Genomic DNA, 25,752 nt, shown 5'->3' with positions numbered 1-25,752 from the left:
TAATGCGTGAAAAACAGCATCTAATTAGTGAAGAGAATATTTCTAAGAGCGATTTTTTCTTTTCCGCAGTGTAGTAATGATTTTTTCGCAAAAGAATTAAAATTATTGAACAAGGAGAAATACACAAATTTCATAATTCCAAAATAGGGCATGGTTAATTTGAGGTTTCGAAAAAATTATTGCGGTTTCAGTTTTCCCTTAAAGAAAACTAAAAACACCTCTGGAAATCAAAGATTCATGAGTTCCTTTATTTAAAATAGAAAACTCACGAACTAAAAGCGCCTTTTCTTTTGTTTCTTTTATTTGGGCGAGCAAAGAAAACGAAAGTAAGAAACTTAACTTTTCTACTATACACTTCAATTTTAAAGTAACATTCAGAATATTGTTCGAAAGACTTGCTAAAATTATTTTTGATTTAATTTTAAATGAGCGTATAAAGATTTCCTATACTTCTCTTCGTATTAATTGAAGATAGAGTCGTATTTTTGTGTTTAAGAAAAAGAACAAAAAACATAACAATACAGATGAAAGGTGTATTACTGATAAATCTTGGTTCGCCAGATACTCCCAATCCGAAAGATGTAAAAAGATATTTAGCCGAATTCCTCATGGACGAACGTGTGATTGACGTTCCAAAATGGTTGCGAACGTTTTTGGTAAAAGGAATTATTCTCAATACGCGACCAAAAAAATCGGCAAAAGCCTATCAAAAAATCTGGTGGGATGAAGGTTCTCCATTAATCATTATTTCAGAGCGTTTTCAAGAAAAAATACAAGCACGTGCCAAAGTTCCTGTAGCATTAGGAATGCGATACGGCTCTATGAGCATTCAAAAAGGATTGCAAGAGTTGCACGATAAAGGTGTCGATGAAGTATTGGTAGTTCCGCTGTATCCTCACTATGCGATGTCGTCGTATGAAACGGTAGTTGTCAAAACAAAAGAAGAGCAGCAAGCACATTTTCCAAACATGGAATTGACGATTATGCCACCTTTTTACAAGCATCCAGACTACATTCGCGTACTTTCAGAAAAAATAAAATCTTACATCAAAGACATTGACTACGATCACATTCTGTTTTCGTATCACGGAATTCCTGAGCGACACATTCGCAAAAGCGATCCTACCAAATCGCACTGCAAAATAGATGGAAGTTGTTGCAATACACCTTCAAAAGCGCACGACTATTGTTACAGACATCAATGTTTTGAAACCACAAAATTGGTCGGAGAATATTTAGAATTAGACAAAGATACATTTAGCAATTCCTTTCAATCGAGATTAGGAGGCGATCCTTGGTTAAAACCGTACACGGACAAAGAATTTGAACGTTTTCCACAAGAAGGCAAAAAGAATTTAGTGGTCATTACACCAGCCTTTGTGGCAGATTGTTTAGAGACACTCGAAGAAATTGCGATGGAAGGCGAAGAAGAATTCAAAGAAGCTGGCGGAGAACAATACCAACACATTCCATGCTTAAACGATGATGATGATTGGGTAAAAGTCATGACACGCTGGATTAACGAATGGAGCGTCACATCACAACCTAAAGAAGAAATCACTGCCTAATGGCAATCAACAAATCGGCAGCATTAGGTACAGAACCTATTGGAAAACTACTCATTGCACAAGCAGTTCCAGCATCGATTGGCATCTTGGTAATGTCGCTCAACATGGTTGTAGATACTATTTTTGTGGGACAATGGATTGGACCGATGGCAATTGCCGCAATTACGGTTGTAGTGCCACTCACCTTTTTAATTGCTTCTATCGGAATGGCAATTGGTGTTGGTGGTGCCTCTATCATTTCCAGAGCGTTGGGAAAAGACGATCAAGACAAAGCCCAACGAACCTTTGGAAACATGATTGTAATGTCGCTTGGCTTGGCAGTTTTCTTTGTGGTTGTCGGACTCGTCTTTAAAGAAGAAGGTTTGGCACTTTTTGGTGCGAATGGAGACATTTATTCGCCCGCAGAAATCTACTATGTCATTGTCATGTATGGAATTCCGTTTTTAGCACTGTGTATGACGGGAAATCCAGTAGTACGTGCCGAAGGAAAACCCAAATTTGCCATGGTAGCTTTGATACTTCCTGCCATTGGAAACATCTTTTTTGATTACCTATTTATCAATGTGTTGGATATGGGCATGGCAGGCGCGGCTTGGGCAACGTCGATTTCGTACTTTATTTGCTTTCTCTTTATTTACTGGTTTTTCATATCAAAATACAGCGAACTCAAAATCAAATTGCGTTGTTTTAAGTTGGAACATGCCATTGTGAGAGAAATTACAGAATTGGGCGGCGTCACCTTGGCGCGACAAGGAATGGTAAGTATACTATCCATCGTTCTCAATCATACCTTATTTGCCTATGGTGGCGAAACTTCGGTAACTATTTACGGTATCATTAGCCGAATGTTGATGTTTGCCTTATTTCCTGTGATGGGAATTTCACAAGGATTTCTGCCGATTGCAGGCTATAATTACGGCGCAGAAAAATTGGCGCGTGTGCGCGAAAGTATCAATATTTCTATCAAATACGGAACAGGTTTAGCATTGCTTATTTTTGCGGTCATCATGATATTTCCAGAACAAATCACCTTCATATTTACAAAAGATGAAACCGTTATTCGTGAAACGCCCAATGCGCTACGTTGGGTTTTTCTCGTTACACCACTCATTGCTGTACAAATGATTGGAGCAGGCTATTTTCAAGCCATTGGAAAAGCCATTCCAGCCTTATTATTAACCTTAACCAAACAAGGATTTTTCCTCATTCCACTTGTTCTTATCTTACCAACATACTTCGGAATCTTTGGCGTTTGGGTTTCGTTTCCTATTGCCGATGTATTAGCTACGCTTGTCACAGGCTGGTATTTGAATCGGGAAGTAAAGCGAACGCTAAGGTGATTTTTTCAGTAGTGAGAAATTAGTATTGAGTATTGAGAGTCAAAGAACAAATCGACGAATCAACAAAACACGAAGAACAAACAACAACATATAAAAGAATAATCCGTATTTTAGTAGCTAAAACCAAACCTATCTTTACGCATGCGAATTACAACCATCCTGCTGACCGTTTTTTTAACCATTATCAGCCAACTTGAAATTCAAGCACAAACTTTTGACGAAACCTATTATAAAAACCTAGAATACAGACTCGTTGGACCATTTCGTGGCGGACGAAGTGCTGCGGTGACAGGTGTTCCCAACAAGCCAAATCTATTCTATTTTGGCGCTACAGGCGGCGGAATTTGGAAAACAACCAATGGCGGACGTTCTTGGGACAATATTTCTGATGGTTATTTTGGTGGAAGTATCGGAGCGATTACCGTTTCTAAAAGCGATCCCAATGTAATTTATGTTGGCGGCGGAGAAAAAACGGTACGCGGAAACGTATCTTCAGGGTACGGCGTTTGGAAAAGTGTGGATGCTGGAAAAACTTGGAAAGCTTCTGGATTAACAAATTCACGTCACATTCCTAGAATGGCGGTGCATCCAACCAATCCAGATATTGTATATGCTGGTGTGATGGGAAATATCTACAAATCTTCTGACGAAAGAGGCGTGTACAAAAGTACCGACGGCGGAAAAACGTGGCGAAAAACACTCTTTGCTAATGCAGATGCAGGTGTAGTCGATTTATTAATCGATCCCAATCCTAGAATTTTATATGCCTCTACATGGCGCGTTCGCAGAACTCCGTACAGTTTGAGTTCTGGCGGTGACGGTTCTGCATTGTGGAAAAGTACGGATAGCGGGGAAACGTGGACGGAAATCTCCACAAAAAAAGGCTTTCCAACGGGAACTTTAGGAATTATCGGAGTGACCGTTTCACCATTAAATAACCAACGTGTTTGGGCAATTGTAGAAAATAAAGATAAAGGTGGTTTGTATCGCAGCGAAGATGGTGGCGAAACGTGGACACAAGTCAATAGCGAACGTAAATTGCGTCAGCGCGCTTGGTACTACACACGTGTATATGCTGATACCGAAAACGAAGATGTCGTATACGTTTTAAACGTACGTTATCACAAAAGTACCGACGGCGGAAAAACATTTAGTACCTACAACGCACCACACGGCGATCATCACGATTTGTGGATTGCACCTGAAAATCCAAAACGTATGATTATTGGTGATGATGGCGGTGCGCAAGTTACCTACGACGGTGGCGAAACGTGGAGTACCTATCACAATCAACCGACATCACAATTTTACCGTGTGACGACAGATAACAGCTTTCCGTATCGAATTTATGTAGCGCAGCAAGACAATTCAACTGTCCGAATTCCTCACAGGACAGACGGATATTCTATTTCGGATGATGACTGGGAAAGTACTGCAGGTGGCGAATCGGCACATATTGCGGTCGATCCTGAAGATAATGACATTGTGTATGGCGGAAGTTATGATGGTTTTCTGACGAGAGTCAATCACAAAACAGGAACGGTAAGAGCCATTAATGTATGGCCAGATAATCCGATGGGACATGGTGCAGAAGGCATGAAATATCGCTTTCAGTGGAATTTTCCAATCATGTTTTCAAAACACAATCCGAATCGATTGTACACCTTTTCCAATCAAGTGCATGTCACGGAAAATGAAGGACAATCGTGGAAAATTATCAGTCCAGATTTGACGCGAAACGATCCTGAAAAATTAAAATCTTCTGGTGGACCGATTACGCAGGACAACACTTCCGTAGAATATTACTGTACCATATTTGCTGCGCAAGAATCGCCTTTGAAAGAAGGATTGTTGTGGGTAGGAAGTGACGACGGATTGATTCACATTACGCAAAATGGCGGACAAACTTGGGAAAATGTAACGCCAAAAGGAATGCCTGAATGGATGATGATTAACAGTGTTGAACCAAGTACTTTTGATGCAGGAACATGCTATGTTGCAGGCACAAAATACAAAACTGGCGATTTTACTCCATATCTCTACAAAACCACCAATTACGGAAAATCGTGGACAAAAATTACAAATGGAATCAAAGATAATCACTTTACACGTGTGGTTCGTGAAGACCCAAAACGCAAAGGATTATTATACGCAGGAACAGAAACAGGCATGTACATTTCATTCGATGATGGAAAAAATTGGCAATCGTTTCAGTTGAATCTTCCAATAGTTCCGATTACTGATTTAGCCGTAAAAAACAACAATTTAATCGTGGCGACACAAGGAAGAAGTGTTTGGATTATTGACGATTTAACCGTGATTCACCAGCAATACAATCGCTCTAAAAATAAGGATATTCTTTACACTCCAAAAGACAGTTACAGAATGCGTGGTGGTTCCCGAAAAGGCAGTAAAACGGAAGGAACGAATCATCCAAATGGTGTGATGACTTATTTCTACTTAAACGATTACGATGAAAAAGACGAGGTTTCGTTAACGTATATGGAAGCCAATGGCGATGTTATTAAAACATTCAGCACCAAGAACAAAGAAAAAGACAAACTCAAGGTTGAAAAAGGAGCCAATATGTTTTTGTGGGACATGATGTATACAGGAACGGAGCGTTTAAAAGGCATGATTTTGTGGTGGGCAAGTTTGAACGGTCCAAAAGCAGTTCCAGGCGCGTACAAAGTGAAATTAACCATAAAGAAAGAAGGACAAGATGCGGTTGAAATCACGAAACCGTTTACCATTTTAGCAGATCCAAGAGCGGAAAGTACGTTGGCAGATATGCAAAAGCAATTCGAATTCATCAAAGATGTCAATGCTACGATGGACAACGCGCACAAATCCATCAAAAAAATTCGAAAAATCAACGCAAAATTGACTTCTTTTGCAGCGCAATATAAAGACGATGACAACGTCAAAGACTTGGTGGAAAAAGCCAACGAACTGAAAAAACAATTTACCGAAATTGAAGAAGCCTTGTATCAAACCAAAAACCGCAGTGGACAAGATCCGTTGAATTTCCCAATTCGTTTGACCAACAAATTAGGACACTTAAATTCGCTTGTAAGCATGGGCGATTTTGCGCCGACGGCACAAGATATTGCGGTAAAAAACGAATTGACACAAAAAATCAACAAAGAGCTCAACACCTTTAATAATTTGGTAGACACGGAAATCAAAGCCTTTAACGAAGCCTTTAATGCCAAAAAACTAAACTATTTGTTTATAGAAGACTAAATGTTTGAATATTACAATTACATAAAAGCACTGCACTTAATATTTATAGTGACGTGGTTTGCAGGGTTATTTTACATTCCGCGCTTGTTTGTATATCAAATTGAAGCGTTTCACAAGCCATCTCCAGAAAAGGAAATTTTAGGAAAACAACTCAAGCTAATGGCAAAACGCTTATGGTTTATCATTACGTGGCCATCCGCGATTTTAGCAACGCTTTTTGCTATTATTTTACTCGTATTAAACTCGTCGTTGCTTCAATTAGGCTGGATGCATGTAAAACTTGCCTTTGTAGTATTACTGTTTTTGTATCATTTAAAAACCCATCAAATGTACAAGCAATTGCAAAAAGACGAGGTGCGTTACACCTCTAATTTTATGCGATTGTGGAACGAAGGCGCCACCTTTATCCTATTTGCGGTGATATTTTTGGTCATTCTAAAAAATTCCATCAACTGGATTTTTGGTGTGATTGGAATAGTCATTTTAGGAATTTTACTAATGCTCGGATTTAAAGTATACAAACGCATTCGCGAGAAGAATCCTGAGGCGTGATTTTGGCTTGATTATTGTGCGAAAGCAAGGAGAAAATAACTCACATTCATGAAACCCGCAAAACTTTCATTACGTTCTCGAATATTTGCTTACATGATTCTACTAATTTTAGTAGCGTCTATCTTGATTGCTTTGGTGACCATTTATCAGTACAGCGAACAATCGAACGATTACCATTTGCGCCGTTTGGATCGAAAAGAAAAGCAAGTCAAAGGACATATACGTTATCTTATCAACTTTGAAACTACGTATGTTGTCAATGAGGAAAATCTGCCATTAATCTTTAAAGAAGAAATCTACAAAATTGCCGATATTCACAATGTAACCTTCAATTTGTACGATTTGGAAGGCGGATTTTTAATAACGTCCGATACGTCCATAAGAAGCGAAGGAATTATAGAATGTTTGCCTGCTAAAATTTTAAACAATCTGCAATACGACGTCGACAAACATTATGTAGACGATATTGCTGTTGAAAACGGCACGGAATATCAATCGTCGTATAGTATCATTACCGACATCAAATCAAAACCTTTGGGAATTATCAATTTGCGCTACAAGCTCGATAATACCTTTAGTGAAAGTGAGTTGCGGGAGTTTTTAACACGATTGGGATATACCTATGTAGTAATGTTGATTATTGCTATCTTCTTTGCGTATTATGTGTCGCGATACATTACAAAATCACTTAAAAAAATTGGAGAAAAACTAGATCAGACACGTTTCAATCAGCGCAATGAAAAAATTATTGTAGAAGATGCTGGAGAAGAAATATACAACCTTATCAGCGCATACAATAGCATGATTGACGAGTTGGAAGAAAGTGCGGTGAAATTGGCGAAAAGTGAACGTGAACAAGCTTGGCGCGAAATGGCAAAACAAGTGGCGCATGAAATCAAAAATCCGCTCACACCAATGCGCTTGACGGTACAAAGTTTCCAGCGAAAATTTGATCCAAACGATCCGAACATTCATCAAAAAGTAGATGAATATTCCAAAACCATCATTCAACAAATTGATACCATGAGCAATATTGCTTCGGCATTTTCAAACTTTGCCAAAATGCCTGCACAGCAAAGCGAAATGCTCAATGTGGTTGAAATTACACGCTTGGCAATGGATTTATTCAACGAAGATTATATCAACTATACACACGAATCGGAAAAAATCATTGCAAAATTTGACCGTACACAACTCATTCGCGTCGTAACGAATTTGGTCAAAAACGCTATTCAAGCCATTTCTCACGAACGTCCGCCACGAATTGACGTTCGAGTTTTTGAGCAAGACGATAAAGTCATGATTACGGTTCAAGATAACGGAATAGGAATTTCCAAAAAAAACGAACCTAAAATATTTGAGCCAAAATTTACCACCAAAACCAGCGGCATGGGATTAGGACTCGGAATGGTGAAAAATATTGTGGAAACTTACGGCGGAAATATTACCTTTACATCTGAAGAAAATAAAGGCACCACATTCATTGTGTCGTTTCCAAAAATCTAAATACCATGAGCTACGAAAACATTCTTGTACACGCAGAAAACGCCATTGCAACAATCACTATCAATCGCCCAAAAAAATTAAATGCTTTAAACAGCAAAACCATTCACGAATTGCACGATGCTTTTAAAGCATTAGATGCGGATGACACTACCAAAGTGATTATTTTGACAGGAAGCGGCGATAAAGCATTTGTTGCAGGCGCTGATATTAGCGAATTTGCACATTTTTCTGTGGAAGAAGGTGGCGTATTGGCGGCAAAAGGACAAGAATTACTATTCGATTTTGTACAAAACTTAGGAACGCCAGTGATTGCAGCCGTAAATGGATTTGCGCTCGGTGGCGGATTGGAATTAGCCATGGCAGCACACTTTAGAATTGCTAGTGACAATGCCAAAATGGGACTTCCAGAAGTATCACTTGGTGTGATTCCTGGTTATGGTGGAACGCAGCGTTTGCCACAATTGGTTGGAAAAGGAAAAGCGATGGAAATGATTATGACGGCTGGAATGATTGACGCCCAGGAAGCCAAAGCTTGTGGTTTGGTAAATCATGTAACGACACCAGAAGAATTATTGGATTTAGCCAATAAAATTGCTTCGAAAATCATGCGAAACTCACTCGTTGCAATTCGTGGCGCTATCAAAGCTGTGAATGCTAATTTTGAAGATGGTGTGAATGGTTACAACGTAGAAATTGAGGAATTTGGAAACTGTTTTGGTACCGAAGACTTTAAAGAAGGAACCACGGCTTTCTTAGAAAAACGAAAAGCGGCATTTCCCGGCGGCAATAGTTTTAAGCGCAGATAAATTTTTAAAAAAAGCACTTTTAAAACAGGTGTTTTCTCTCGTTTTCATAAACCATCAATGATATTTTTTTGCTTTTGGTGAGATAGTTTGTTACTTTGGAGAGAGTTCAAATCGTTGAATTTCAATTTTTCAGTAAAAAATTGCTTTTTGAATTTTCCTAACAACTAAACTACATACACCATGAAAAAAATTACACTTCTATGTCTCTTATGTCTTTGTTTTTGGGATATGAATGCACAATGTACGATTGATCCTTTTATACAGCAGAATTATGAATTTGATGCAAAAGTATTAGTGCTACGTGAAATTGAGGGAAACCCAAACGATCCTGATTATGACAACCCTGAAATTTCATCTACAAGAACCAACTATTATTTAGAACAGTTGTCTGCTATGTACATTAATCAGCAGAATTCTGCGGACTTGGATTCTATTTTCAACGAATTTCAATTCCATGTAGATCCTTGGGAATTACAATATCACAATATCTTGTTTAGTGTAGATACCAATGCACCTTGGGTACAATCGTTAAAGGATACTGGATTAACTGGAATTACAGCCTTTGATGCAGTTTTGGCTCAATATCAATTTACTGTTGCCAGTGCCAACGATTATACAATTCATCCATACGAGGGAAAAACTATTTTCACCTTGGAATCTTCGATTGATTTTATAAATACGTATGCTTTACGGAACGATTTGCAGAATGCCACCACAGAAGACTTATCATATGACTTGGGTTTTTTTAATGATAATATTTGCGGCTATGATGGAATTCCATATACTATAGAAACTTACGAACTACCACCGCAACAATCACCAGTTGTTGCGTGCGATATTACCAAACATCCAAGTAATAATTATTGGGTTTTTACTTTAAAAAATGGTTGCCTTTTCAATCCTCCAAACAATTTTCAATACCGTTACGTAGCAGTTTCCAACGATTGCAATCAAGTCAATTTTTCACGAACCTTATCTAATGAAGATGTTACTTTAACAAACGTTTCAATCTATCCAAATCCTGCTTCAAACCACATAAATATTCAAGGAATTGAAAACATTCAAACCGTAGAAATTAATTCCATTCAAGGAAAAAGAATGCAAACTTCGCTTTCCAATTCGCAAATAGATATTCGTAGATTGAAAAGTGGCGTGTACTTTTTAAAAATTGTGGATGACCAGAATCGTTCTGTGATTAAAAAATTTATCAAAAAGTAATTTTGTATCTTTTGAGAAACCTCAATAAAGAGATGTAAACACCATGAAAAAAATTACACTCATACTTTTATTTTGTGCTTTTATATATCAAGTAAACGCGCAGTGTACCATTGATCCGTTTATTCAACAGCATTATGAAAAAGATGCCAAAATGCTTGCTTTGCGAGAAATTTTAATGAATCCTTCTGATCCTGATTATAATAATCCGTTTGTTCCTTCTACAAGAGCTGTTCCGTATTTAGAAAAATTATCTGCAATCTATCTGAATCCTTCCAATGATGCTCGAATTGATTCTTTGTTTAATGAATTTCAATTTCATGTAAACCCTGTATTGGATGTTAGTAATTTTGACGAATTGATTCATGATGGGGTTGAATTTTTTGTAAATACAAATGTATCTTGGGTGCAACCATTAAAAGATACTGGTATTTCCGGTAACACTGAACTTGATAATTTACTTAGTCAATATCAGTTAGTATATGAACAACATTTTGATAATACATTTAATAATATAACAGTCTTTACATTTAAAACTAACTATGATGTATTAAATTTTAGGGCAATTATTCCTGAGTTTGAAGTAATTCAAGACATTCTCAGCGTGTTTCCATATTCGGAATATCCTATTTTTGGTCCTCCATACACAGGAATTTCTTATGTAATATACGGAAGTATTATAGGTCCAACAGCTTTTGCGGAAGTATGCGATATTAGGATTACAGAAAATGGAATTTATGAGTTTTTTTTAGCGGGTGGCGATTGTTTTGCAGGCTGTAATGTTGATGAATCTCGTTATGTCACCGTTTCAGATGATTGTAGCACAGCAACCTTCTCACGAACACTTTCTAATGAAAATTTTGAATTGACAAACGTTTCTGTTTATCCAAATCCAGCTTCAAACCACATAAATATTCAAGGAATTGACAACATTCGAACCGTAGAAATTCATTCCATACTTGGTAAAAAGATGCACGTATCTCTTTCCAATTCGCAAATAGACATTAGTAGATTGAAAAGTGGTGTGTACTTTTTAAAAATTACCGACAACCAAAATCACTCTGTGATTAAAAAATTTGTTAAAAAATAGCATTAAAGCTGTCATTCTTTTTGAATTTAAAGGTTTATACGTTTAAAATTGGTATAAAAAAATACACTTACAAATTAATTGATACGTTTACAAAGTTTTCTTGCCCAAACGTTGGGATAATTGTTATTTTCGCCAAAATAATAATCTTAAACATTACAATGAAAAACTTTTTAAAGACACTTTTTTTGGGTCTACTTTTAATTTTTACAAGTTGCACAAGCGACGATACCACAATGAATGAAGAAGAAATTGCATGCAACGTTCCGGCAAATTTCGCTATTCTTGAATATAATTTCCTTTCTCAAGTTGTCTTGAATTGGGATACCGAAATTGACATTACTTCTTGGGAAGTCGAATACGGAATCTCTGGATTTTCGCAAGGTCAAGGAACAGTTGTTGAAGCAATCAATAATACATTTACTATTAGCGGATTAAATTTTAATGTTGCCTATGATTTTTACGTTCGTGCAAATTGTGGTAATGATCAATTTAGTGACTGGTCAGGTCCTGTTACTAACGTTCCGGAGAATAACTCACCACAAAGTCAAGCATTAATGACAGCTAATATAGCGGGAACGCAATACAATAATTTAAGACCATTTTCTTGGAATATTTCTCAGACAGCGATACTAATGACTACATTTACAGGAACAACTGAAAAATTCATACATATTCAAGGTAATAGTGCACCTGGTGTGTTACTACCAGCAGATTTACGAGAAATTAATATTTACATTCCTGAAAGCCAATGGTCTACAGGTACGTATACACTCTACAATGACTCTCTCAATGCTTCTCAAAATCCTACCTCTTTTGTGAATATTGTTTACTTTGATAGTTCTGACAACTATTCACAAGCTTTTGAAGAAGATGACGGAACAATAACTATTACAGAATTCAATACTACGGATAGAGTTATTAGAGGTACATTTAATTTTAGTTTTAAAAGAGTTAATCCAGATACGGGTGATGAAATAGGTCCTTTAGACTGTTTAAATGGAACATTTAATTATTTGTTAGACCATAGTACTTTTGACTAAATTTAAGTCAATCACTTTGGGGAAAAGCCCACGAAGCATTCAGTAAAACTATTAAAACGTTTCGATGCAAGCGAGGAACATTATAAATCTCGATTATAGAGTCAATATTAAAATGAAGACTTACATGTCTTTATAAAATAATTCAAAAAGCTGTTCTAATAAAAATTAAAACAGCTTTTTTAGTTTATTTCCCGTAGTTACAGTGAAAATGTAGCCCAATTTTACGCTAATTTTTGCTTGACTTTTATTTTTGTAGAAAGGAAACTGAACGGTGGAAAATTCAACAAAAGTCAAAGGCAGAGGCGCGCAAAAAAATGTACACAATCGTTTTTTGGAAGATGCGCATGAAGTCCGTTCTGATTTTTTAGAATACTGCCGAAAAGAAGGAGAAATCGCAGATACAAACAAAACAACTTACATCAACGTCTTTCCCAAAACAATCATCAACAAAGTAACGAGTCCCGATGTGGGCATGGAATATTCGCTCAATCCGTATCAAGGTTGTGAACATGGTTGTATTTATTGCTATGCCAGAAATAGTCATGAATATTGGGGTTATAGTGCGGGATTGGATTTTGAACGTAACATTCTTGTCAAACAAAATGCGGCGACTTTATTAGAGGAAAAAATCAAAAAGAAAAGCTGGAAAACACAAACCATTGTATTGTCGGGAAACACGGATTGTTATCAACCTGTAGAAAAGGAATTGGAAATTACGCGCAATCTGCTCAAAGTTTTTCTAAAATACAAACATCCTGTAGCCATCATCACCAAAAACGCTCTTATCTTGCGTGATTTGGATTTGCTTAAAGAACTCGCAAAAGACAATTTAATCGGCGTCAATATTTCCATTACATCCTTGTCGGAAGAAACACGTCGCGTGCTAGAACCGCGAACAACAACCATTAAGAAACGCCTTGAAACCGTAAAAACCTTAGCCGAAAACGGAATTCCAGTGAATGTGATGTTGGCACCGATTATTCCGTCTATCAACAGTCATGAAATTCTGCCATTGGCGAAAAAAGTGTCCGAATTGGGAGCAACGTCCATTGCGTTTACCATTGTGCGACTCAACGGCGCGATTGGCGAAATATTTACCGATTGGATTCGAAAAACTATGCCCGATAAAGCAGATAAAGTGTTGCATCAAATTGAAAGTTGTCACGGTGGCACGTTGAACGACAGTCGCTACGGACATCGAATGCGAGGCGAAGGAAAAATAGCAGAGCAAATTCGAAATCTAATGCAGTTGGCGCGGCATAAATATTTTAAAAACAAAAAAATGCCCAGACTCAACATGGAACTGCACGAACAACACAAAAACGGGCAATATTCGTTGTTTTAATAAATAAAAAGTAAAGCACATATGGAGGGAATTTATTCTTTTTCGCAGTGCAGTAAGGATTTTTTGATAGCATCATTACGCTCATCAAAAAATTGCAACGCCTACAAAGTACTTTTTTTCTTATAAAAAGTATTTTCTTAGATTGACAAAGAATTCCCAAATTTCAACGTGTATCATCTATAATTAGAAATATACACAATGAAAAAACTCGTTTTAGTTTTGCTGTCATTTATGATGCTTTCATGTGCAACTGATGACGAAAATCTGCAATTACCAGAAGTACACTTTATCAGTTTTACCTTAAACGACGTTGATTATGTCGTTACGGAATACGTGGTTACAATTGATTCAACCGATGAATGGAATCGGATGGTGGAAGTTCCATTTGATAATGCTACTAAAACTTTGCGATTTACCGTAGAAGTTGAAGAAACCAATCAAATAAATACCTTACTTTTTGAAGTGGACGACGTTGTTTGGGAATCAGATCCTACGTATGGAAATCGTGAAACATCCATCACCAAACACACGGATTCCAATATGGAAGGCACGTTTCGAGTTACGTTTGAAGATGCTTCTCGCAGAGGAATTTATAGATTTACAAATGGTGTAATCAATATTGAGTTCTAATCAAATAGTGTCAGTTTGAGCGCGGTCGAAAACGGTTAGGAAACTATAATTTCAAAACAATCTCGACGGCGCTCAATTTGACATTTTAATAAAAATTTGTTTGTCTGTATTCTATCTAAAATTCACATACTCTGTAAACGTTCTTCCTTGACTTTGAAACGTAATCATGTATTTTCCTTTTTCCTCTTTAGAAAGCTGAAACACACGTTCTACAATTTTAGTGTTTTTTACTTCTTCTTTAAAAATTAATTCTCTTCCCTGTTGGAAGGATGCTGTGTAGTACAATTTAATTTGTAACGGTTCCGCATCTAGTGAAAGTTTCGACACAAACAAATGATTACCTTCGAGTCGTACCATTGGTTTGTACACAACGGTTTCGTTTTCTTTTTGAAAAGTCACAGTATTGCTTGAAACTGTAAATGGAATGATGACAATTTGTACATCTTTATCTAGTTCTACCGTGTACTCACCATCGGGTAAAGCAGTTAAATCAAAACCTTTACTATAGTTTCCATCTTTTTGGATAACTTCTTTATATACAATAAGTAAATTAGCGTCTTTAATCACCAATTCGTGTCCTTTTTTTACCTTTTCAAAGGTAACTACCAAGTTTGTCTCAGTAGCACGATGCGCAAAACTCTGTACACTAATTAGCATTAGTAGGATACATACGATGTAATGGATTCTTTTTTTCATGACATTTTTTTTTAAAAAATTACATCACAAATCTAGGTCAGCTTTAAAGATTGAAAAACGTCTATCTTGGCTAATTTGTGTATTATTTTAACCATTAAATTATTGTAAACTTTTAATAAAGTTAAAATAGCATAGAATTTAGGTAAATTTACACACTTTTAAAGCGCTTTTAATAGTATTTTTGTAATGCCTGATACGATATTGCTTTGAATACAAAACCTACACTTGAGAAAATTACGCCCGAATTTGGAAACTCCATTTTTGTAGCACAAAACACCAAAAAGCGCAAGCGTGAAGCTGCTTTTTGGCATTTTCACCCAGAAGTGGAATTGGTGTATGTGAACAAAGGAAATGGAAAATGTCATATCGGAAATCATTTGTCGTACTTTAACAACAGTCAGTTGATTTTAATTGGTTCAAACCTTCCGCACAACGGATTTGCAGATAGATTGACATCTAAAGGGAAAGAAACGCTGATTCAATTCAAAACAGATTTTTTAGGCAAAGACTTTTATAATTTGCCCGAAATGCAACCAATCTATCTTCTGTTAGAAAAAGCCAAAAAAGGAATTCGCTTCAAGCCTGAAACCAAAAAAGTAGTAGGTCCAAAAATTGAAAAACTACCAAAATACAATGGTTTTAAAAGAGTCATCAAACTATTGGAAATATTGTACATGTTAGCCTTTGCAGAAGATTACGAATTGCTCAACGCAGACGGATTTGCCTTTGAAGCGCAACCGCAAGACAGTGTAAAAATTGACACTATTTTTAAGTACATCAACAGCAACTTTCAGCGTCATATCAGTTTGGACGAAATTGCGGAAGAAGTAAACATGACCGTACCTGCGTTTTGTCGTTACTTTAAGAAAATTACAGGAAAAACCTTTACCAAACTCGTCAATGAATATCGTGTGGTATACGCGACAAAACTGCTACAGGAAAGCGATAGCAGCATCACGGAAATTTGCTACGAAAGTGGTTTTAACAACTTTTCGCACTTCAACAAACTTTTCAAGGAAATTACAGGAAAAAGTGCATCTAAATATCGTAGCGAAATGAAATTGATGATTCAGTAAAGCTAAAAAAGACTACGCTAATCCATTCCACTCATCATAAAACTGATTAAGAAATTGTTCCATAAACGCATGACGTTGCGCTGCAATTTTTTGTCCAGTTTGCGTATTCATCGTATCTTTTAACAACAACAATTTTTCATAAAAATGATTAATCGTTGGTGCAGTCGATTTTTTATATTCTTCTTTCGTCATGTTGAGATTTGGCGCAATTGCAGGATCATATATTTTATGATTTTTAAATCCGCCATAATTGAAGGTTCGTGCAATTCCGATGGCACCAATGGCATCCAAACGATCGGCATCTTGAATGACGTCCAATTCTGGTGAGGTAAATTGTTGCGTAAAGTTTCCGCCTTTAAAGGAAATATGTTTAATGATGTTTTCTACATGTACAATGTCCGTTTCCGCCACAGCGATACTTTCTAAAAAATGACACGCAACTTTCGGTCCGACAGTTTCGTCACCGTCGTGAAATTTAGCATCGGCAATATCGTGAAGCAACGCACCCAAACTCACAATAAACACATCTACGTTTTCGTCTTTGGCAATCAACAATGCATTTTTGTACACACGTTCTATATGAAACCAATCGTGTCCGCCTTCTGCATTTGCCAATGTTTTTTGCACAAAAGCAATGGTTTTTTGGATGTTTTCTTTTTGGGATGAAGTCATTACGTAAAAAATTATGCAGTAATTATTTTCGAAGTCACTATTTTTTCAAGCGTTGCAATCAATTCGTTGTAGTTGTTTTTTTGATAATCACTCAATAAAATCGGTTCGTGCGTTTCTAAGGTAATTTTGGCACCCAATCCTAACGGAAATTTTCCGTATTTGGTGGTTTTCCACGAATTATTAATCGTTACAGGAACAATTTGCGCATTGGGAATATACTTAAAAAGTACTTCCAACCCTGTAGTTTTAAAGGGTTTTGGAATGCCTGTACGACTTCGAGTACCTTCTGGAAAAATGATTCCTGCGTACTTGTTTTCAGCAATCAATTTGGCAAAACGTATAATTTCAGCAATGGCCTGTTTTTGATTCGTTCGGTCAATCAATGCGGCACCACTTTTTCGCAAATGATACGAAATGCTCGGAATGCCTTTGCCCAATTCTTTTTTGCTGATAAACTTTGGATAGTGTTTGCGAAACATCCAAATCAACGGCGGAATATCGTTCATACTCTGATGATTCGAAACTATAATTAACGGTTTATCTGTATCAAAAGTAAACCTATTGCGAAGCTGGTAACGAACTCCCAAAATAAGGTGCGCATACATCAGGCTAATTTGCAGTGCATTGGCAACTCTATGAAGCCCTTCACGTCCGCCAAGTGTCGTGCCAAGCCAAAGCAATCCATGAAAAATCACCAACAGCAATCCAAAAACTAGCATGTAGATACTGGATAATATATAGGATATAAACTTCACGTAAAAAGACATTTAGATTAAAAAAAACCACGCATCAGCGTGGTTTTTATAAGGTATTCGATAGCGTTTTAACAATTTTCGTTGTATGCATCTTTCAAGTTCTCAGCAATCATTTCTGCTGGTCTTCCTTCAATATGATGACGTTCTAACATGTGTACTAACTGTCCATCTTTAAACAATGCCATGCTTGGAGAAGATGGTGGAAAAGGAATCATATAGCTTCGAGCTTTATCTGTTGCTTCTCTATCTACTCCAGCAAAAACCGTTACTAAATGATCAGGTTTTTTAGTATTATCTAAAGACATTCGTGCGCCAGGTCTTGCATTTGCCGCAGCACAACCACACACTGAATTTACAACTACTAACGTTGTTCCTTCCTTTGCCAACGCATTGTCAACAGCTTCTACCGTATGTAATTCTTCAAAACCTACTGCGGTCAAATCTTCGCGCATTGGTTTTACCAATTCTGGTGGATACATAATCTTTTAAATTAAATTCATGAATAATTTGTACAAAGATACGGATAAAGTTTTTTCTGGCTGAATTTGTACTGTGCGATTTTTGTTAAAGAAAACGCAAAGAAATTGTTGATTTTTTAGAAATATAGTCGCAGGCAATTATTTTTTCTTCGGAAAATGTATCTTTGGTAAAAAACAAGTATATGAGTGGATTTGCAAGCTGGATTGGAGGCGCGTTAGGCTGGACATTGGGCGGTCCTATTGGTGCTGCTATCGGATTTGCCATTGGAGCAGCCGTCGACAAAGCAACTTCAAAAGGATTATTACTAGACGAACCTAAAGATTCCAAAAGACGTCGTAGACCAAGACCCGAGCCAACCTACGAGCGCCGAAGAAGACCTAGAACAACGACTACTGAAAAACAATCGCAAACACAATCGGGTGACTTTGAAGTGAGTTTGTTAGTGCTTTCAGCGATTGTGATGAAAGCGGATGGAGAAGTCTCGCAATCGGAAAAAAACTATGTCCGCGATTATTTTGTGAAAATGTACGGAAAAGAACGTGCAAATAATGCGTTTAAATTGTTCAACGGTTTATTGCAAAAGGAAGATATCTCTACACGTCAAGTATGTCAGCAAATTCAAATGCACATGGATCATTCTTCGCGTTTGCAACTGCTACATTATCTATTTGGCGTTACAAAAGCTGACGGAATAGTAAGCGAAGAAGAAGTAGAGCTGATTGAAAAAATAGCAGGATATTTATACATCAATGATCGCGATTATCAATCGATCAAAGCCATGTTTTACAATCCAATTGACAGTGCGTATCGCATTTTGGAAATTGACAAATCGGCTACGATTAACGAAATCAAAAAAGCCTATCGTAAAATGGCGAAAAAGTATCATCCAGACAAATTGCAACACTTAGGTGAAGAACACGTAAAAGGAGCCGAAGAAAAATTTCAACGTGTCCAAAAAGCCTACGAACAATTGCAAGAAGAACGCGGTTTTTAAAATCGCAAAATAAAATGTATGTTTGAAACATAAACCCCAACCTTAAAACCTACAATTACTTATGAGCGACTTTTGGATTTACTTTAAACTAGGACTCAATCACGTATTAGATTTCAACGGCTACGACCATGTATTATTTTTGATTGTCCTCACAGTTGCCTACTTATTCAAAGATTGGAAGCGCGTATTTTGGATTGTGACGATTTTTACCATTGGTCACACCATATCGTTACTTTTATCTACGTACAATGTCATTGCTGTTCGAGCGAATACGGCAGAATTACTGGTCTACGTGACCATTATTGCCACGGCGTTATACAACATATTCACTGCAGGAAAAAGCAACAACAAAACGAAAATTGTCATTCTCTTAGTCGTTGCGTTATTCTTCGGATTGATTCACGGATTGGCTTTTTCTAACTATTTCAAAACCATTACTTCTGGAGTAGAAAGTAAGCTATTGCCAATGTTAGAATTTGCGTTAGGCATTGAAGCCGCACAAATTATTGTCGTGTTAGTGGTGTTGGTGCTTTCTTTTGTGTTTCAAACCGTATTCCGTTTCTCTAAAAGAGATTGGGTGATGGTCATTTCATCAATTGTATTGGGAATTGCTTTTCACATTGTAGACATCAATTTTTTGTGATGTGATGGTAATTTAATAGTTTAGAAACGTAGTAACTATTAATTCATTACACATGAAAAAAAGAGAAATCTCGAAATTAAGCTTAAATAAAAAGCAAATTTCAACCTTAAATTATCACAATTTACGTGGCGGAAAATTCGCAGTAGCAGGTTCCGATTGTGAAGGAACTTGTACCTGTAACTGTACAGAAGTACAAACGTGTGGCACTGAAGAATCAGAATGTATAGCATGTCATTCAGAACCGTGAAAACCAATTTTGGTAAAAAATTAACAACGAAGCTATTGTGATTCCAACACAAACCTAATATCTTCGTTAATAGAAGACAAGAAGCAACGTAACGGTTGCTTTTTTTCGCTCCAAAAGCGTACATTTACACATGCCAAAACAAAAACAAGCAAAATATGATCATGCCTATTTGCGCATGGCAAAAGAATGGGGAAAACTCTCGTATTGTAAGCGTAAACAAGTTGGCGCGATTATTGTCAAAGATAGAATGATTATCTCCGATGGTTACAATGGAACACCATCAGGATTTGAAAATTTTTGCGAAGATGAAGAAGGCTACACCAAATGGTATGTATTGCACGCAGAAGCGAATGCCATTTTAAAAGTAGCAGCCTCTACGCAATCGTGTGTCGGTGCTACGTTGTATATAACGATGTCGCCGTGCAAAGAATGTAGCAAACTCATTCATCAAGCAGGAATTACCCGAGTGGTGTACATAGATGCGTATAAAGACGACTCTGGAATACAATTTTTACAAAAAGCAGGCGTTGAAGTAGAACATCTTCCTGAAGTTGCTGCTTCTTAAAACAAACATATTTTGAACAAAAAAACACAATATTTACTTCCTATGATCATTGCAGCCGCAGTGGCAGCAGGTGTATTTATTGGCGGAAAGTTAAATTTTAGTGCGACGCCCGAAAAACTATTCTCATCCAACACAAGCAAAGACAAACTCAATCGCTTAATTGATTACATCGATTATGAATATGTAGACGATGTAGATGTAGATAGCATTGTAGATGTAACGGTAAATAATATTCTCGAAAACTTAGATCCGCATTCCGTGTACATTCCTTCCGAAGAAGAAAAACGCGTGGCAGAAAACATGCAAGGTGATTTTGTCGGCGTCGGAATTCGTTTTGATATGATTAATGACACATTAACTGTCGTACGAACATTAGAAGGTGGCCCAAGTATAGCGGCAGGCATCAAAGCGGGCGACCGTATTTTGATGGCGGATAACGATACTTTGTACGGAAAAAATCTTCGCAATACGCAAATTATCACGCGCTTAAAAGGTACTGAAAATACGTCTGTCAAGCTGAAAATTTACCGCAAAAGCACGGATGAAGAATTATTTATTGACTTAAAAAGAGCTAAAGTTCCTATCAAAAGTGTGGTGGCACATTATATGTTGACGGACGATTTGGGCTATATCAAAATCAATCGTTTTGCCGAAACTACCTACGAAGAATTTGAAGAAGCACTCAACAATCTACAAGCAAAAGGTGCGCGACATTTAGCGTTGGATTTACGAAACAATCCAGGCGGAATTTTAGACGTTACACGTGATATTGCGGATGAATTTCTCGAAGATGGAAAACTGATTCTGTTCACCAAAAACAAAAAAGGAGAAGTTGAAAAATATTATGCCACAGAGGAAGGCAATTTTGAAAGCGGCGAAGTTTATGTATTGATGAATGAAAAATCAGCTTCTGCAAGTGAAATCATTGCGGGCGCATTGCAAGACAATGATAAAGGTGTGATTGTGGGAAGACGCTCGTTTGGAAAAGGACTCGTACAACGTCCAATGCCTTTGGGCGATGGCTCTGTAGTCCGATTGACAATTTCGCGCTATTACACACCAACAGGTCGCTCCATTCAACGCTCGTACAAAGATGGTAATAAAGACTATTTTGATGAATATTACGATCGATTCAAATCGGGAGAGTTGCAGTCGATGGATAGTATTAAAGTAGCAGATTCGCTCAAATTCAAAACACCAAAAGGTAAAATTGTGTATGGTGGCGGCGGCATTATTCCAGATGTATTTGTGCCGTTGACGAGTTCGCCAGAAGAATTATCACTCGAACGTGGTTTGCGTACTAAAATCGTGGGTTATATTGACGATTTTGTCTTTAACAAGCTAGAAACTGACAGAGCGCAATATGCCGATATTTCTGAGGAAGAATTCATGCAAAACTTCACAATTACGGATGAATTGCTCAAAGAATACACCAATTATCTAAGCGAAATGCGCGGTCAGCGAATCTATATTGAAAAATATGCACCGCAGATGAAGCGTCACATCAAAGCAACCTATATAGAGCAATTGTACGGAACCAATGGTTACCAACAACAACTCAACGAAGGCGACAAAATGATTGAAAAAGTGATTGAATTACACGGTAATTAATGTAGCAATTTTTTGATGTAGTAGTGTATCAATTATTTAATTTTTAAATCTTTCAATTCCTAAAAAATAGCTAAAAGCGAAGCAATCTAATATCTAATAGCAAAGCGGTCTAAAAGTCTAGATTTTATCATGCACTTTCGTGTGATTTCCATCGTTCCACAGCGTTAAAATATCGGTGGCAACTTGCGCGCCGCTTCCTGCCGCAATGGCAAATTGACTACGCCAACCTGCAATCGTTCCACATGCATACATTCCTTCTTTGACTACATGGTCATTGTTTTTAAGATACACTCTGTCTTTTGTAGCAGCAGCTCTTGGATGTGGCGCAGTGAAGTCATCCAAGCCATCAATGGTTAAAGGTTTTGCGTAATTTAGTGCAATAACTACGAGTTTACTTTGGTATGTTTTTTTATTCGTAACGATTTGAAAATTGCCTGCTTCTCCTGAAATTTTTAGTACTTTTTCTTGTGTAATTTGTGTGACGTGTGGATAGGTTTCTGCTAACTGTTTCTGTCCTTCAATCAAAATTTCCGCACCTGTTTTTCCTGCGGGCAACCCTAATACATTATTAAACAATGCATTCTGCAAATGTGAAGCACGTTGATGCATGACAATACCAATCTTTTTATCGGTAGCAAATGGTTTTTCTTTGGCAGAACCCAATACGAGCGCACATTGCATGCCCGAAACGCCACCGCCGATTATAAGTACATCAAACATTATTTCTTAGAGTCGTTTATTTTATCTTGAATCTTCTTGGAAGTCAGATAAATCAGCACAATCAAAATAGCACACAAAGCCGCTACAATGCTGATAACAGCCACCATGCTATCTCCTTTTAATAAATTATCAAAATCTAGCTTGGTTGCGCTGTAAATGCTAAGTAGAATAGCAATCACAATAGCGATATATGAGAATTTTTTCATAGCAATTTTCTATTAATTTTTTCTGACAAACTTTAAAAGTATGTCCTTTTTAAGCATTTTCGCTTTTTCATCACTCGTTGGCGATTTTGTCAATTTTTACGAACCGCTAAAATACGATATTTCTCGGTATTCGTTTTTAAAATGACTTGATGCAACCTAGTCTTTTCTGAAACTAAGAAGGAATTAAAAATATATCGCGAATTCCTGTAGTGAAAATTTTCACAGCAATTGCCAACAAAATCACTCCAAAAACTTTTCTCAAAATACGAATTCCATTTTGTCCTAACAAACGCTCAATTTTTGCAGAAGCTTTCAATACAATAAACATGATAATCATGTTTACAAAAATTGCTACAATGATATTTTCAGAACTAAATTCTGCACGAAGCGATAAAATAGAGGTCAAACTTCCTGGTCCAGCTACCAATGGAAACGCAATTGGAAACACAGAAGCATCTTTCATCGCGTCTTCATCCTCTTCCTTAAAAAAGGTAATTCCCAAAATCATTTCCAATGCTAAAAAGAACAATACAAATGAACCTGCAATGGCAAACTGGCTTACAGTAATACCAATCAAATTCAGCATACTTTGTCCAACAAATAAAAACACGGTCAAAATAACACCGGCAATAATCGTCGCTTTTCCCGATTGAATGTGTCCTGTTTTACGGCGCAAATCAATAATAATTGGAATGCTTCCCACAATATCGATTACGGCAAAAAGTACCATACTTGCCGTTAGAATTTGTTTAAAATCTAAGTCCATTTCTATACGTTTTAAATTTGCCGCAAAAGTACATGTTTAAAGTAATTTATAAGGTGAAAAAGCATGTTTTTTAGGTTAAATTAAAGTGAACATTGTGGATGTAAAAAAATCATGTAATTAGCTGAAATTAAAACCTTAGAAAAAAGTATATTTGCGGCATGTTTCAGATAGGAAAAACCATTATTTCAGAAGATATTATTGAAAATGATTTTGTGTGCAATCTCAACGCATGCAAAGGCATTTGTTGTGTAGAAGGTGATGCTGGCGCACCGTTAGATGAAGAAGAAATTAAAAAACTTGACGCCATTTACGAAACCATACAACCTTTTTTACGAAAAGAAGGTATTGAAGCCATTGAAGCACAAGGAACGTATATTGTGCGTGAAAATGGCGATTTGGAAACACCGTTAGTCAACGGAGCCGAATGTGCGTATGTCACCTTTGACGAAAAAAATACCGCGATGTGTGGCATCGAACAAGCATACAATAAAGGAATCATAGATTGGAAAAAACCTATCTCTTGTCACTTATATCCTATTCGTGTAGAAGCGTACAGTGATTTTGCTGCGGTAAACTATCATCGTTGGCCAATTTGCGACGATGCATGCACGCTTGGAAAAGAATTGCAAGTACCTATTTATGTTTTTGTCAAAGAAGCGTTGATTCGAAAATTTGGCGAAGATTGGTACGCCGAATTGGAAAGTACAGCAAAAAAATTAGGCCGTTAATTGGCAATAAACTCATTTTCCCATTTTTTTTGAAAAACGCTTGTTTTATCACTCATAGCGGGAAATAGCATATTCTAATGTGTTGATAATCAGTAAAAAATGCCATTTTGCGAAATGTTAAAAAAGTAAGAAAAAACTGTAGTGTTGTTAAAAACTCATAGACTTTGTGAATAAGTTACCCTTTCATTTTCGCATACATTTTTCAATCTTTGTTATTCCCAAATCAAACAATAGTCTTTTTACCCAATTTTACATTAAAAACTCGATAATTTTATGTCATCAGCAATAGAACCCATCTTACAAGAAAACAAAGACAGATTTGTGATTTTTCCAATCAAACATGCAGATATTTGGGAATGGTATAAAAAATCAGAAGCTAGTTTTTGGACGGCGGAAGAAATTGATTTACACCAAGATTTGACCGATTGGAATACAAAATTGAATGATGACGAACGTTATTTCATTAAGCATATTCTTGCCTTTTTTGCGGCTTCTGATGGAATTGTAAATGAAAACTTAGCGGAAAACTTTGTAAATGAAGTACAATATTCGGAAGCTAAATTTTTCTACGGTTTCCAAATCATGATGGAAAATATTCATTCAGAAACGTATTCATTATTGATTGATACCTACGTGAAAGATGAAAAGGAAAAAAACATCCTATTTAAAGCGATAGAAAATTTCCCTGCCATCAAAAAGAAAGCAGATTGGGCTTTAAAATGGATTGAATCGCCAAGTTTCGCAGAACGTTTAATCGCGTTTGCTGCCGTTGAAGGAATCTTTTTCTCAGGTGCATTCTGTTCTATTTTCTGGTTGAAGAAACGTGGAATTATGCCTGGACTAACGTTTTCAAACGAGTTGATTTCTCGTGATGAAGGTGTACACTGTGATTTTGCAGTGCATTTACACAACAATCACTTGGTAAATAAAGTTCCAAAAGAACGTATTCGCAGTATTATTGTTGACGCATTAAATATTGAACGCGAATTCATTACAGAGTCTTTACCTGTAAGTTTGATTGGAATGAATGCTAAATTAATGACACAATACCTAGAGTTTGTAACTGACAGATTGTTGCAAGAATTAGGTTGTGAAAAAGAGTACAATGTGTCCAATCCATTCGATTTTATGGATATGATTTCTCTTCAAGGAAAAACCAATTTCTTTGAAAAACGAGTTTCAGAATACCAAAAAGCTGGTGTCTTAAACAAAGAAGAAGAGAAAGACAAATTTAGCTTTGACGCTGATTTCTAAA

General features: G+C 36.8%; 26 protein-coding genes. 19 read left to right on the top strand and 7 right to left on the bottom strand.

What is annotated here, in order from left to right; genetic code table 11:
• Positions 1–524 precede the first annotated feature (524 nt).
• The 11 genes from hemH (at position 525) to C8N46_RS03815 (ending at position 14,338) form a co-directional block, all read left to right on the top strand.
• The gene (hemH, locus tag C8N46_RS03865; RefSeq protein WP_108113522.1) at positions 525–1,568 is read left to right on the top strand and encodes a ferrochelatase; all 1,044 of its coding nucleotides are present in this window, start codon (positions 525–527) and stop codon (positions 1,566–1,568) included.
• Entirely contained in the window at positions 1,568–2,908 is a 1,341-nt protein-coding gene (locus C8N46_RS03860) for an MATE family efflux transporter (protein WP_108113521.1), read from the top strand. Before hemH ends, C8N46_RS03860 begins: the two co-directional genes overlap by 1 nt.
• Positions 2,909–3,049: 141 nt before the next feature.
• Positions 3,050–6,154 (top strand): VPS10 domain-containing protein, encoded by a 3,105-nt coding sequence (locus C8N46_RS03855; protein ID WP_170110060.1) that lies wholly within the window; start codon positions 3,050–3,052, stop codon positions 6,152–6,154.
• Positions 6,155–6,706 carry a CopD family protein gene (locus C8N46_RS03850; RefSeq protein WP_108113520.1) on the top strand — a complete coding sequence of 184 codons (552 nt, stop codon included), beginning with the start codon at positions 6,155–6,157 and terminating at the stop codon, positions 6,704–6,706. It abuts the gene before it with no gap.
• Between the two features lie 93 nt (positions 6,707–6,799).
• Positions 6,800–8,212 (top strand): sensor histidine kinase, encoded by a 1,413-nt coding sequence (locus tag C8N46_RS03845; protein WP_245896709.1) that lies wholly within the window; start codon positions 6,800–6,802, stop codon positions 8,210–8,212.
• Between the two features lie 5 nt (positions 8,213–8,217).
• Positions 8,218–9,018 (top strand): enoyl-CoA hydratase/isomerase family protein, encoded by an 801-nt coding sequence (locus C8N46_RS03840; RefSeq protein WP_108113518.1) that lies wholly within the window; start codon positions 8,218–8,220, stop codon positions 9,016–9,018.
• Positions 9,019–9,198: 180 nt separating this feature from the next.
• Complete coding sequence (locus tag C8N46_RS03835; protein ID WP_108113517.1) at positions 9,199–10,236, top strand: T9SS type A sorting domain-containing protein; 1,038 nt, start codon at positions 9,199–9,201, stop codon at positions 10,234–10,236.
• A 43-nt stretch (positions 10,237–10,279) separates the two neighbouring features.
• Complete coding sequence (locus C8N46_RS03830; protein ID WP_108113516.1) at positions 10,280–11,323, top strand: T9SS type A sorting domain-containing protein; 1,044 nt, start codon at positions 10,280–10,282, stop codon at positions 11,321–11,323.
• 185 nt (positions 11,324–11,508) lie between these two features.
• On the top strand, positions 11,509–12,363 hold the full coding sequence (locus tag C8N46_RS03825; RefSeq protein ID WP_146169719.1) for a fibronectin type III domain-containing protein: 855 nt from the start codon (positions 11,509–11,511) through the stop codon (positions 12,361–12,363).
• 271 nt (positions 12,364–12,634) lie between these two features.
• The gene (locus C8N46_RS03820; protein ID WP_108113514.1) at positions 12,635–13,708 is read left to right on the top strand and encodes a PA0069 family radical SAM protein; all 1,074 of its coding nucleotides are present in this window, start codon (positions 12,635–12,637) and stop codon (positions 13,706–13,708) included.
• A 198-nt stretch (positions 13,709–13,906) separates the two neighbouring features.
• Positions 13,907–14,338: a hypothetical protein gene (locus C8N46_RS03815; RefSeq protein WP_108113513.1), complete on the top strand. Its 432-nt coding sequence runs from the start codon at positions 13,907–13,909 to the stop codon at positions 14,336–14,338.
• A gap of 111 nt (positions 14,339–14,449) precedes the next feature.
• Here C8N46_RS03815 and C8N46_RS03810 read toward each other — a convergent pair whose 3' ends face one another.
• On the bottom strand, positions 14,450–15,034 hold the full coding sequence (locus C8N46_RS03810; RefSeq protein ID WP_146169718.1) for a hypothetical protein: 585 nt from the start codon (positions 15,032–15,034) through the stop codon (positions 14,450–14,452).
• 206 nt (positions 15,035–15,240) lie between these two features.
• Between C8N46_RS03810 and C8N46_RS03805 the strand changes: the two genes are divergently transcribed.
• Positions 15,241–16,110 (top strand): AraC family transcriptional regulator, encoded by an 870-nt coding sequence (locus tag C8N46_RS03805; protein ID WP_108113511.1) that lies wholly within the window; start codon positions 15,241–15,243, stop codon positions 16,108–16,110.
• 12 nt (positions 16,111–16,122) lie between these two features.
• On the opposite strand, the gene C8N46_RS03800 is transcribed toward C8N46_RS03805, so the two are convergent.
• From C8N46_RS03800 to C8N46_RS03790, 3 genes are all read right to left on the bottom strand, one after another.
• Positions 16,123–16,782, bottom strand: coding sequence for an HD domain-containing protein (locus C8N46_RS03800; RefSeq protein WP_108113510.1), 660 nt, complete (start codon positions 16,780–16,782; stop codon positions 16,123–16,125).
• Between the two features lie 11 nt (positions 16,783–16,793).
• Positions 16,794–17,537, bottom strand: a complete 744-nt coding sequence (locus tag C8N46_RS03795) for a lysophospholipid acyltransferase family protein (RefSeq protein WP_108113602.1) — start codon at positions 17,535–17,537, stop codon at positions 16,794–16,796.
• 68 nt (positions 17,538–17,605) lie between these two features.
• A complete protein-coding gene (locus C8N46_RS03790) occupies positions 17,606–18,016 on the bottom strand; it encodes a BrxA/BrxB family bacilliredoxin (RefSeq protein ID WP_108113509.1) in 411 nt (136 codons plus the stop codon).
• A gap of 182 nt (positions 18,017–18,198) precedes the next feature.
• On the opposite strand from C8N46_RS03790, the gene C8N46_RS03785 reads away from it, so the two are divergent.
• The 5 genes from C8N46_RS03785 (at position 18,199) to C8N46_RS03765 (ending at position 22,077) form a co-directional block, all read left to right on the top strand.
• The gene (locus tag C8N46_RS03785) at positions 18,199–19,011 is read left to right on the top strand and encodes a molecular chaperone DjiA (protein WP_108113508.1); all 813 of its coding nucleotides are present in this window, start codon (positions 18,199–18,201) and stop codon (positions 19,009–19,011) included.
• Positions 19,012–19,072: 61 nt separating this feature from the next.
• Entirely contained in the window at positions 19,073–19,654 is a 582-nt protein-coding gene (locus C8N46_RS03780) for a HupE/UreJ family protein (RefSeq protein WP_108113507.1), read from the top strand.
• A gap of 52 nt (positions 19,655–19,706) precedes the next feature.
• On the top strand, positions 19,707–19,901 hold the full coding sequence (locus tag C8N46_RS03775) for a hypothetical protein (RefSeq protein WP_108113506.1): 195 nt from the start codon (positions 19,707–19,709) through the stop codon (positions 19,899–19,901).
• Positions 19,902–20,031: 130 nt separating this feature from the next.
• The gene (locus C8N46_RS03770) at positions 20,032–20,466 is read left to right on the top strand and encodes a deoxycytidylate deaminase (RefSeq protein ID WP_108113505.1); all 435 of its coding nucleotides are present in this window, start codon (positions 20,032–20,034) and stop codon (positions 20,464–20,466) included.
• A 12-nt stretch (positions 20,467–20,478) separates the two neighbouring features.
• A complete protein-coding gene (locus C8N46_RS03765) occupies positions 20,479–22,077 on the top strand; it encodes a S41 family peptidase (RefSeq protein WP_108113504.1) in 1,599 nt (532 codons plus the stop codon).
• 117 nt (positions 22,078–22,194) lie between these two features.
• On the opposite strand, the gene C8N46_RS03760 is transcribed toward C8N46_RS03765, so the two are convergent.
• From C8N46_RS03760 to C8N46_RS03750, 3 genes are all read right to left on the bottom strand, one after another.
• Positions 22,195–22,797 carry an FAD-dependent oxidoreductase gene (locus C8N46_RS03760; RefSeq protein ID WP_211314471.1) on the bottom strand — a complete coding sequence of 201 codons (603 nt, stop codon included), beginning with the start codon at positions 22,795–22,797 and terminating at the stop codon, positions 22,195–22,197.
• A complete protein-coding gene (locus C8N46_RS03755; RefSeq protein WP_108113502.1) occupies positions 22,797–23,003 on the bottom strand; it encodes a hypothetical protein in 207 nt (68 codons plus the stop codon). The genes C8N46_RS03760 and C8N46_RS03755 overlap by 1 nt, the downstream gene beginning before the upstream one ends.
• Positions 23,004–23,175: 172 nt before the next feature.
• Positions 23,176–23,769, bottom strand: a complete 594-nt coding sequence (locus C8N46_RS03750) for a MarC family protein (protein WP_108113501.1) — start codon at positions 23,767–23,769, stop codon at positions 23,176–23,178.
• Between the two features lie 158 nt (positions 23,770–23,927).
• On the opposite strand from C8N46_RS03750, the gene C8N46_RS03745 reads away from it, so the two are divergent.
• The gene (locus tag C8N46_RS03745; RefSeq protein ID WP_108113500.1) at positions 23,928–24,497 is read left to right on the top strand and encodes a DUF3109 family protein; all 570 of its coding nucleotides are present in this window, start codon (positions 23,928–23,930) and stop codon (positions 24,495–24,497) included.
• 273 nt (positions 24,498–24,770) lie between these two features.
• Entirely contained in the window at positions 24,771–25,751 is a 981-nt protein-coding gene (locus C8N46_RS03740) for a ribonucleotide-diphosphate reductase subunit beta (protein WP_108113499.1), read from the top strand.
• Position 25,752 lies beyond the last annotated feature (1 nt).

The sequence above is a fragment of the Kordia periserrulae genome (assembly GCF_003054265.1).
GTDB classification, from domain to species: Bacteria; Bacteroidota; Bacteroidia; order Flavobacteriales; family Flavobacteriaceae; genus Kordia; species Kordia periserrulae.
Note: the sequence above shows the minus strand (reverse complement) of the source record. Positions and strands in the feature narration are given on the sequence as shown.

Excerpts from the sequence above, each read along its gene's own strand:
- hemH (WP_108113522.1), top strand. The coding sequence starts at position 525 with ATGAAAGGTGTATTACTGATAAATCTTGGTTCGCCAGATACTCCCAAT.
- C8N46_RS03860 (WP_108113521.1), top strand. The coding sequence starts at position 1,568 with ATGGCAATCAACAAATCGGCAGCATTAGGTACAGAACCTATTGGAAAA.
- C8N46_RS03855 (WP_170110060.1), top strand. The coding sequence starts at position 3,050 with ATGCGAATTACAACCATCCTGCTGACCGTTTTTTTAACCATTATCAGC.
- C8N46_RS03850 (WP_108113520.1), top strand. The coding sequence starts at position 6,155 with ATGTTTGAATATTACAATTACATAAAAGCACTGCACTTAATATTTATA.
- C8N46_RS03845 (WP_245896709.1), top strand. The coding sequence starts at position 6,800 with ATGATTCTACTAATTTTAGTAGCGTCTATCTTGATTGCTTTGGTGACC.
- C8N46_RS03840 (WP_108113518.1), top strand. The coding sequence starts at position 8,218 with ATGAGCTACGAAAACATTCTTGTACACGCAGAAAACGCCATTGCAACA.
- C8N46_RS03835 (WP_108113517.1), top strand. The coding sequence starts at position 9,199 with ATGAAAAAAATTACACTTCTATGTCTCTTATGTCTTTGTTTTTGGGAT.
- C8N46_RS03830 (WP_108113516.1), top strand. The coding sequence starts at position 10,280 with ATGAAAAAAATTACACTCATACTTTTATTTTGTGCTTTTATATATCAA.
- C8N46_RS03815 (WP_108113513.1), top strand. The coding sequence starts at position 13,907 with ATGAAAAAACTCGTTTTAGTTTTGCTGTCATTTATGATGCTTTCATGT.
- C8N46_RS03810 (WP_146169718.1), bottom strand. The coding sequence starts at position 15,034 with ATGAAAAAAAGAATCCATTACATCGTATGTATCCTACTAATGCTAATT.
- C8N46_RS03800 (WP_108113510.1), bottom strand. The coding sequence starts at position 16,782 with ATGACTTCATCCCAAAAAGAAAACATCCAAAAAACCATTGCTTTTGTG.
- C8N46_RS03790 (WP_108113509.1), bottom strand. The coding sequence starts at position 18,016 with ATGTATCCACCAGAATTGGTAAAACCAATGCGCGAAGATTTGACCGCA.
- C8N46_RS03785 (WP_108113508.1), top strand. The coding sequence starts at position 18,199 with ATGAGTGGATTTGCAAGCTGGATTGGAGGCGCGTTAGGCTGGACATTG.
- C8N46_RS03780 (WP_108113507.1), top strand. The coding sequence starts at position 19,073 with ATGAGCGACTTTTGGATTTACTTTAAACTAGGACTCAATCACGTATTA.
- C8N46_RS03775 (WP_108113506.1), top strand. The coding sequence starts at position 19,707 with ATGAAAAAAAGAGAAATCTCGAAATTAAGCTTAAATAAAAAGCAAATT.
- C8N46_RS03770 (WP_108113505.1), top strand. The coding sequence starts at position 20,032 with ATGCCAAAACAAAAACAAGCAAAATATGATCATGCCTATTTGCGCATG.
- C8N46_RS03760 (WP_211314471.1), bottom strand. The coding sequence starts at position 22,797 with ATGTTTGATGTACTTATAATCGGCGGTGGCGTTTCGGGCATGCAATGT.
- C8N46_RS03755 (WP_108113502.1), bottom strand. The coding sequence starts at position 23,003 with ATGAAAAAATTCTCATATATCGCTATTGTGATTGCTATTCTACTTAGC.
- C8N46_RS03750 (WP_108113501.1), bottom strand. The coding sequence starts at position 23,769 with ATGGACTTAGATTTTAAACAAATTCTAACGGCAAGTATGGTACTTTTT.
- C8N46_RS03745 (WP_108113500.1), top strand. The coding sequence starts at position 23,928 with ATGTTTCAGATAGGAAAAACCATTATTTCAGAAGATATTATTGAAAAT.
- C8N46_RS03740 (WP_108113499.1), top strand. The coding sequence starts at position 24,771 with ATGTCATCAGCAATAGAACCCATCTTACAAGAAAACAAAGACAGATTT.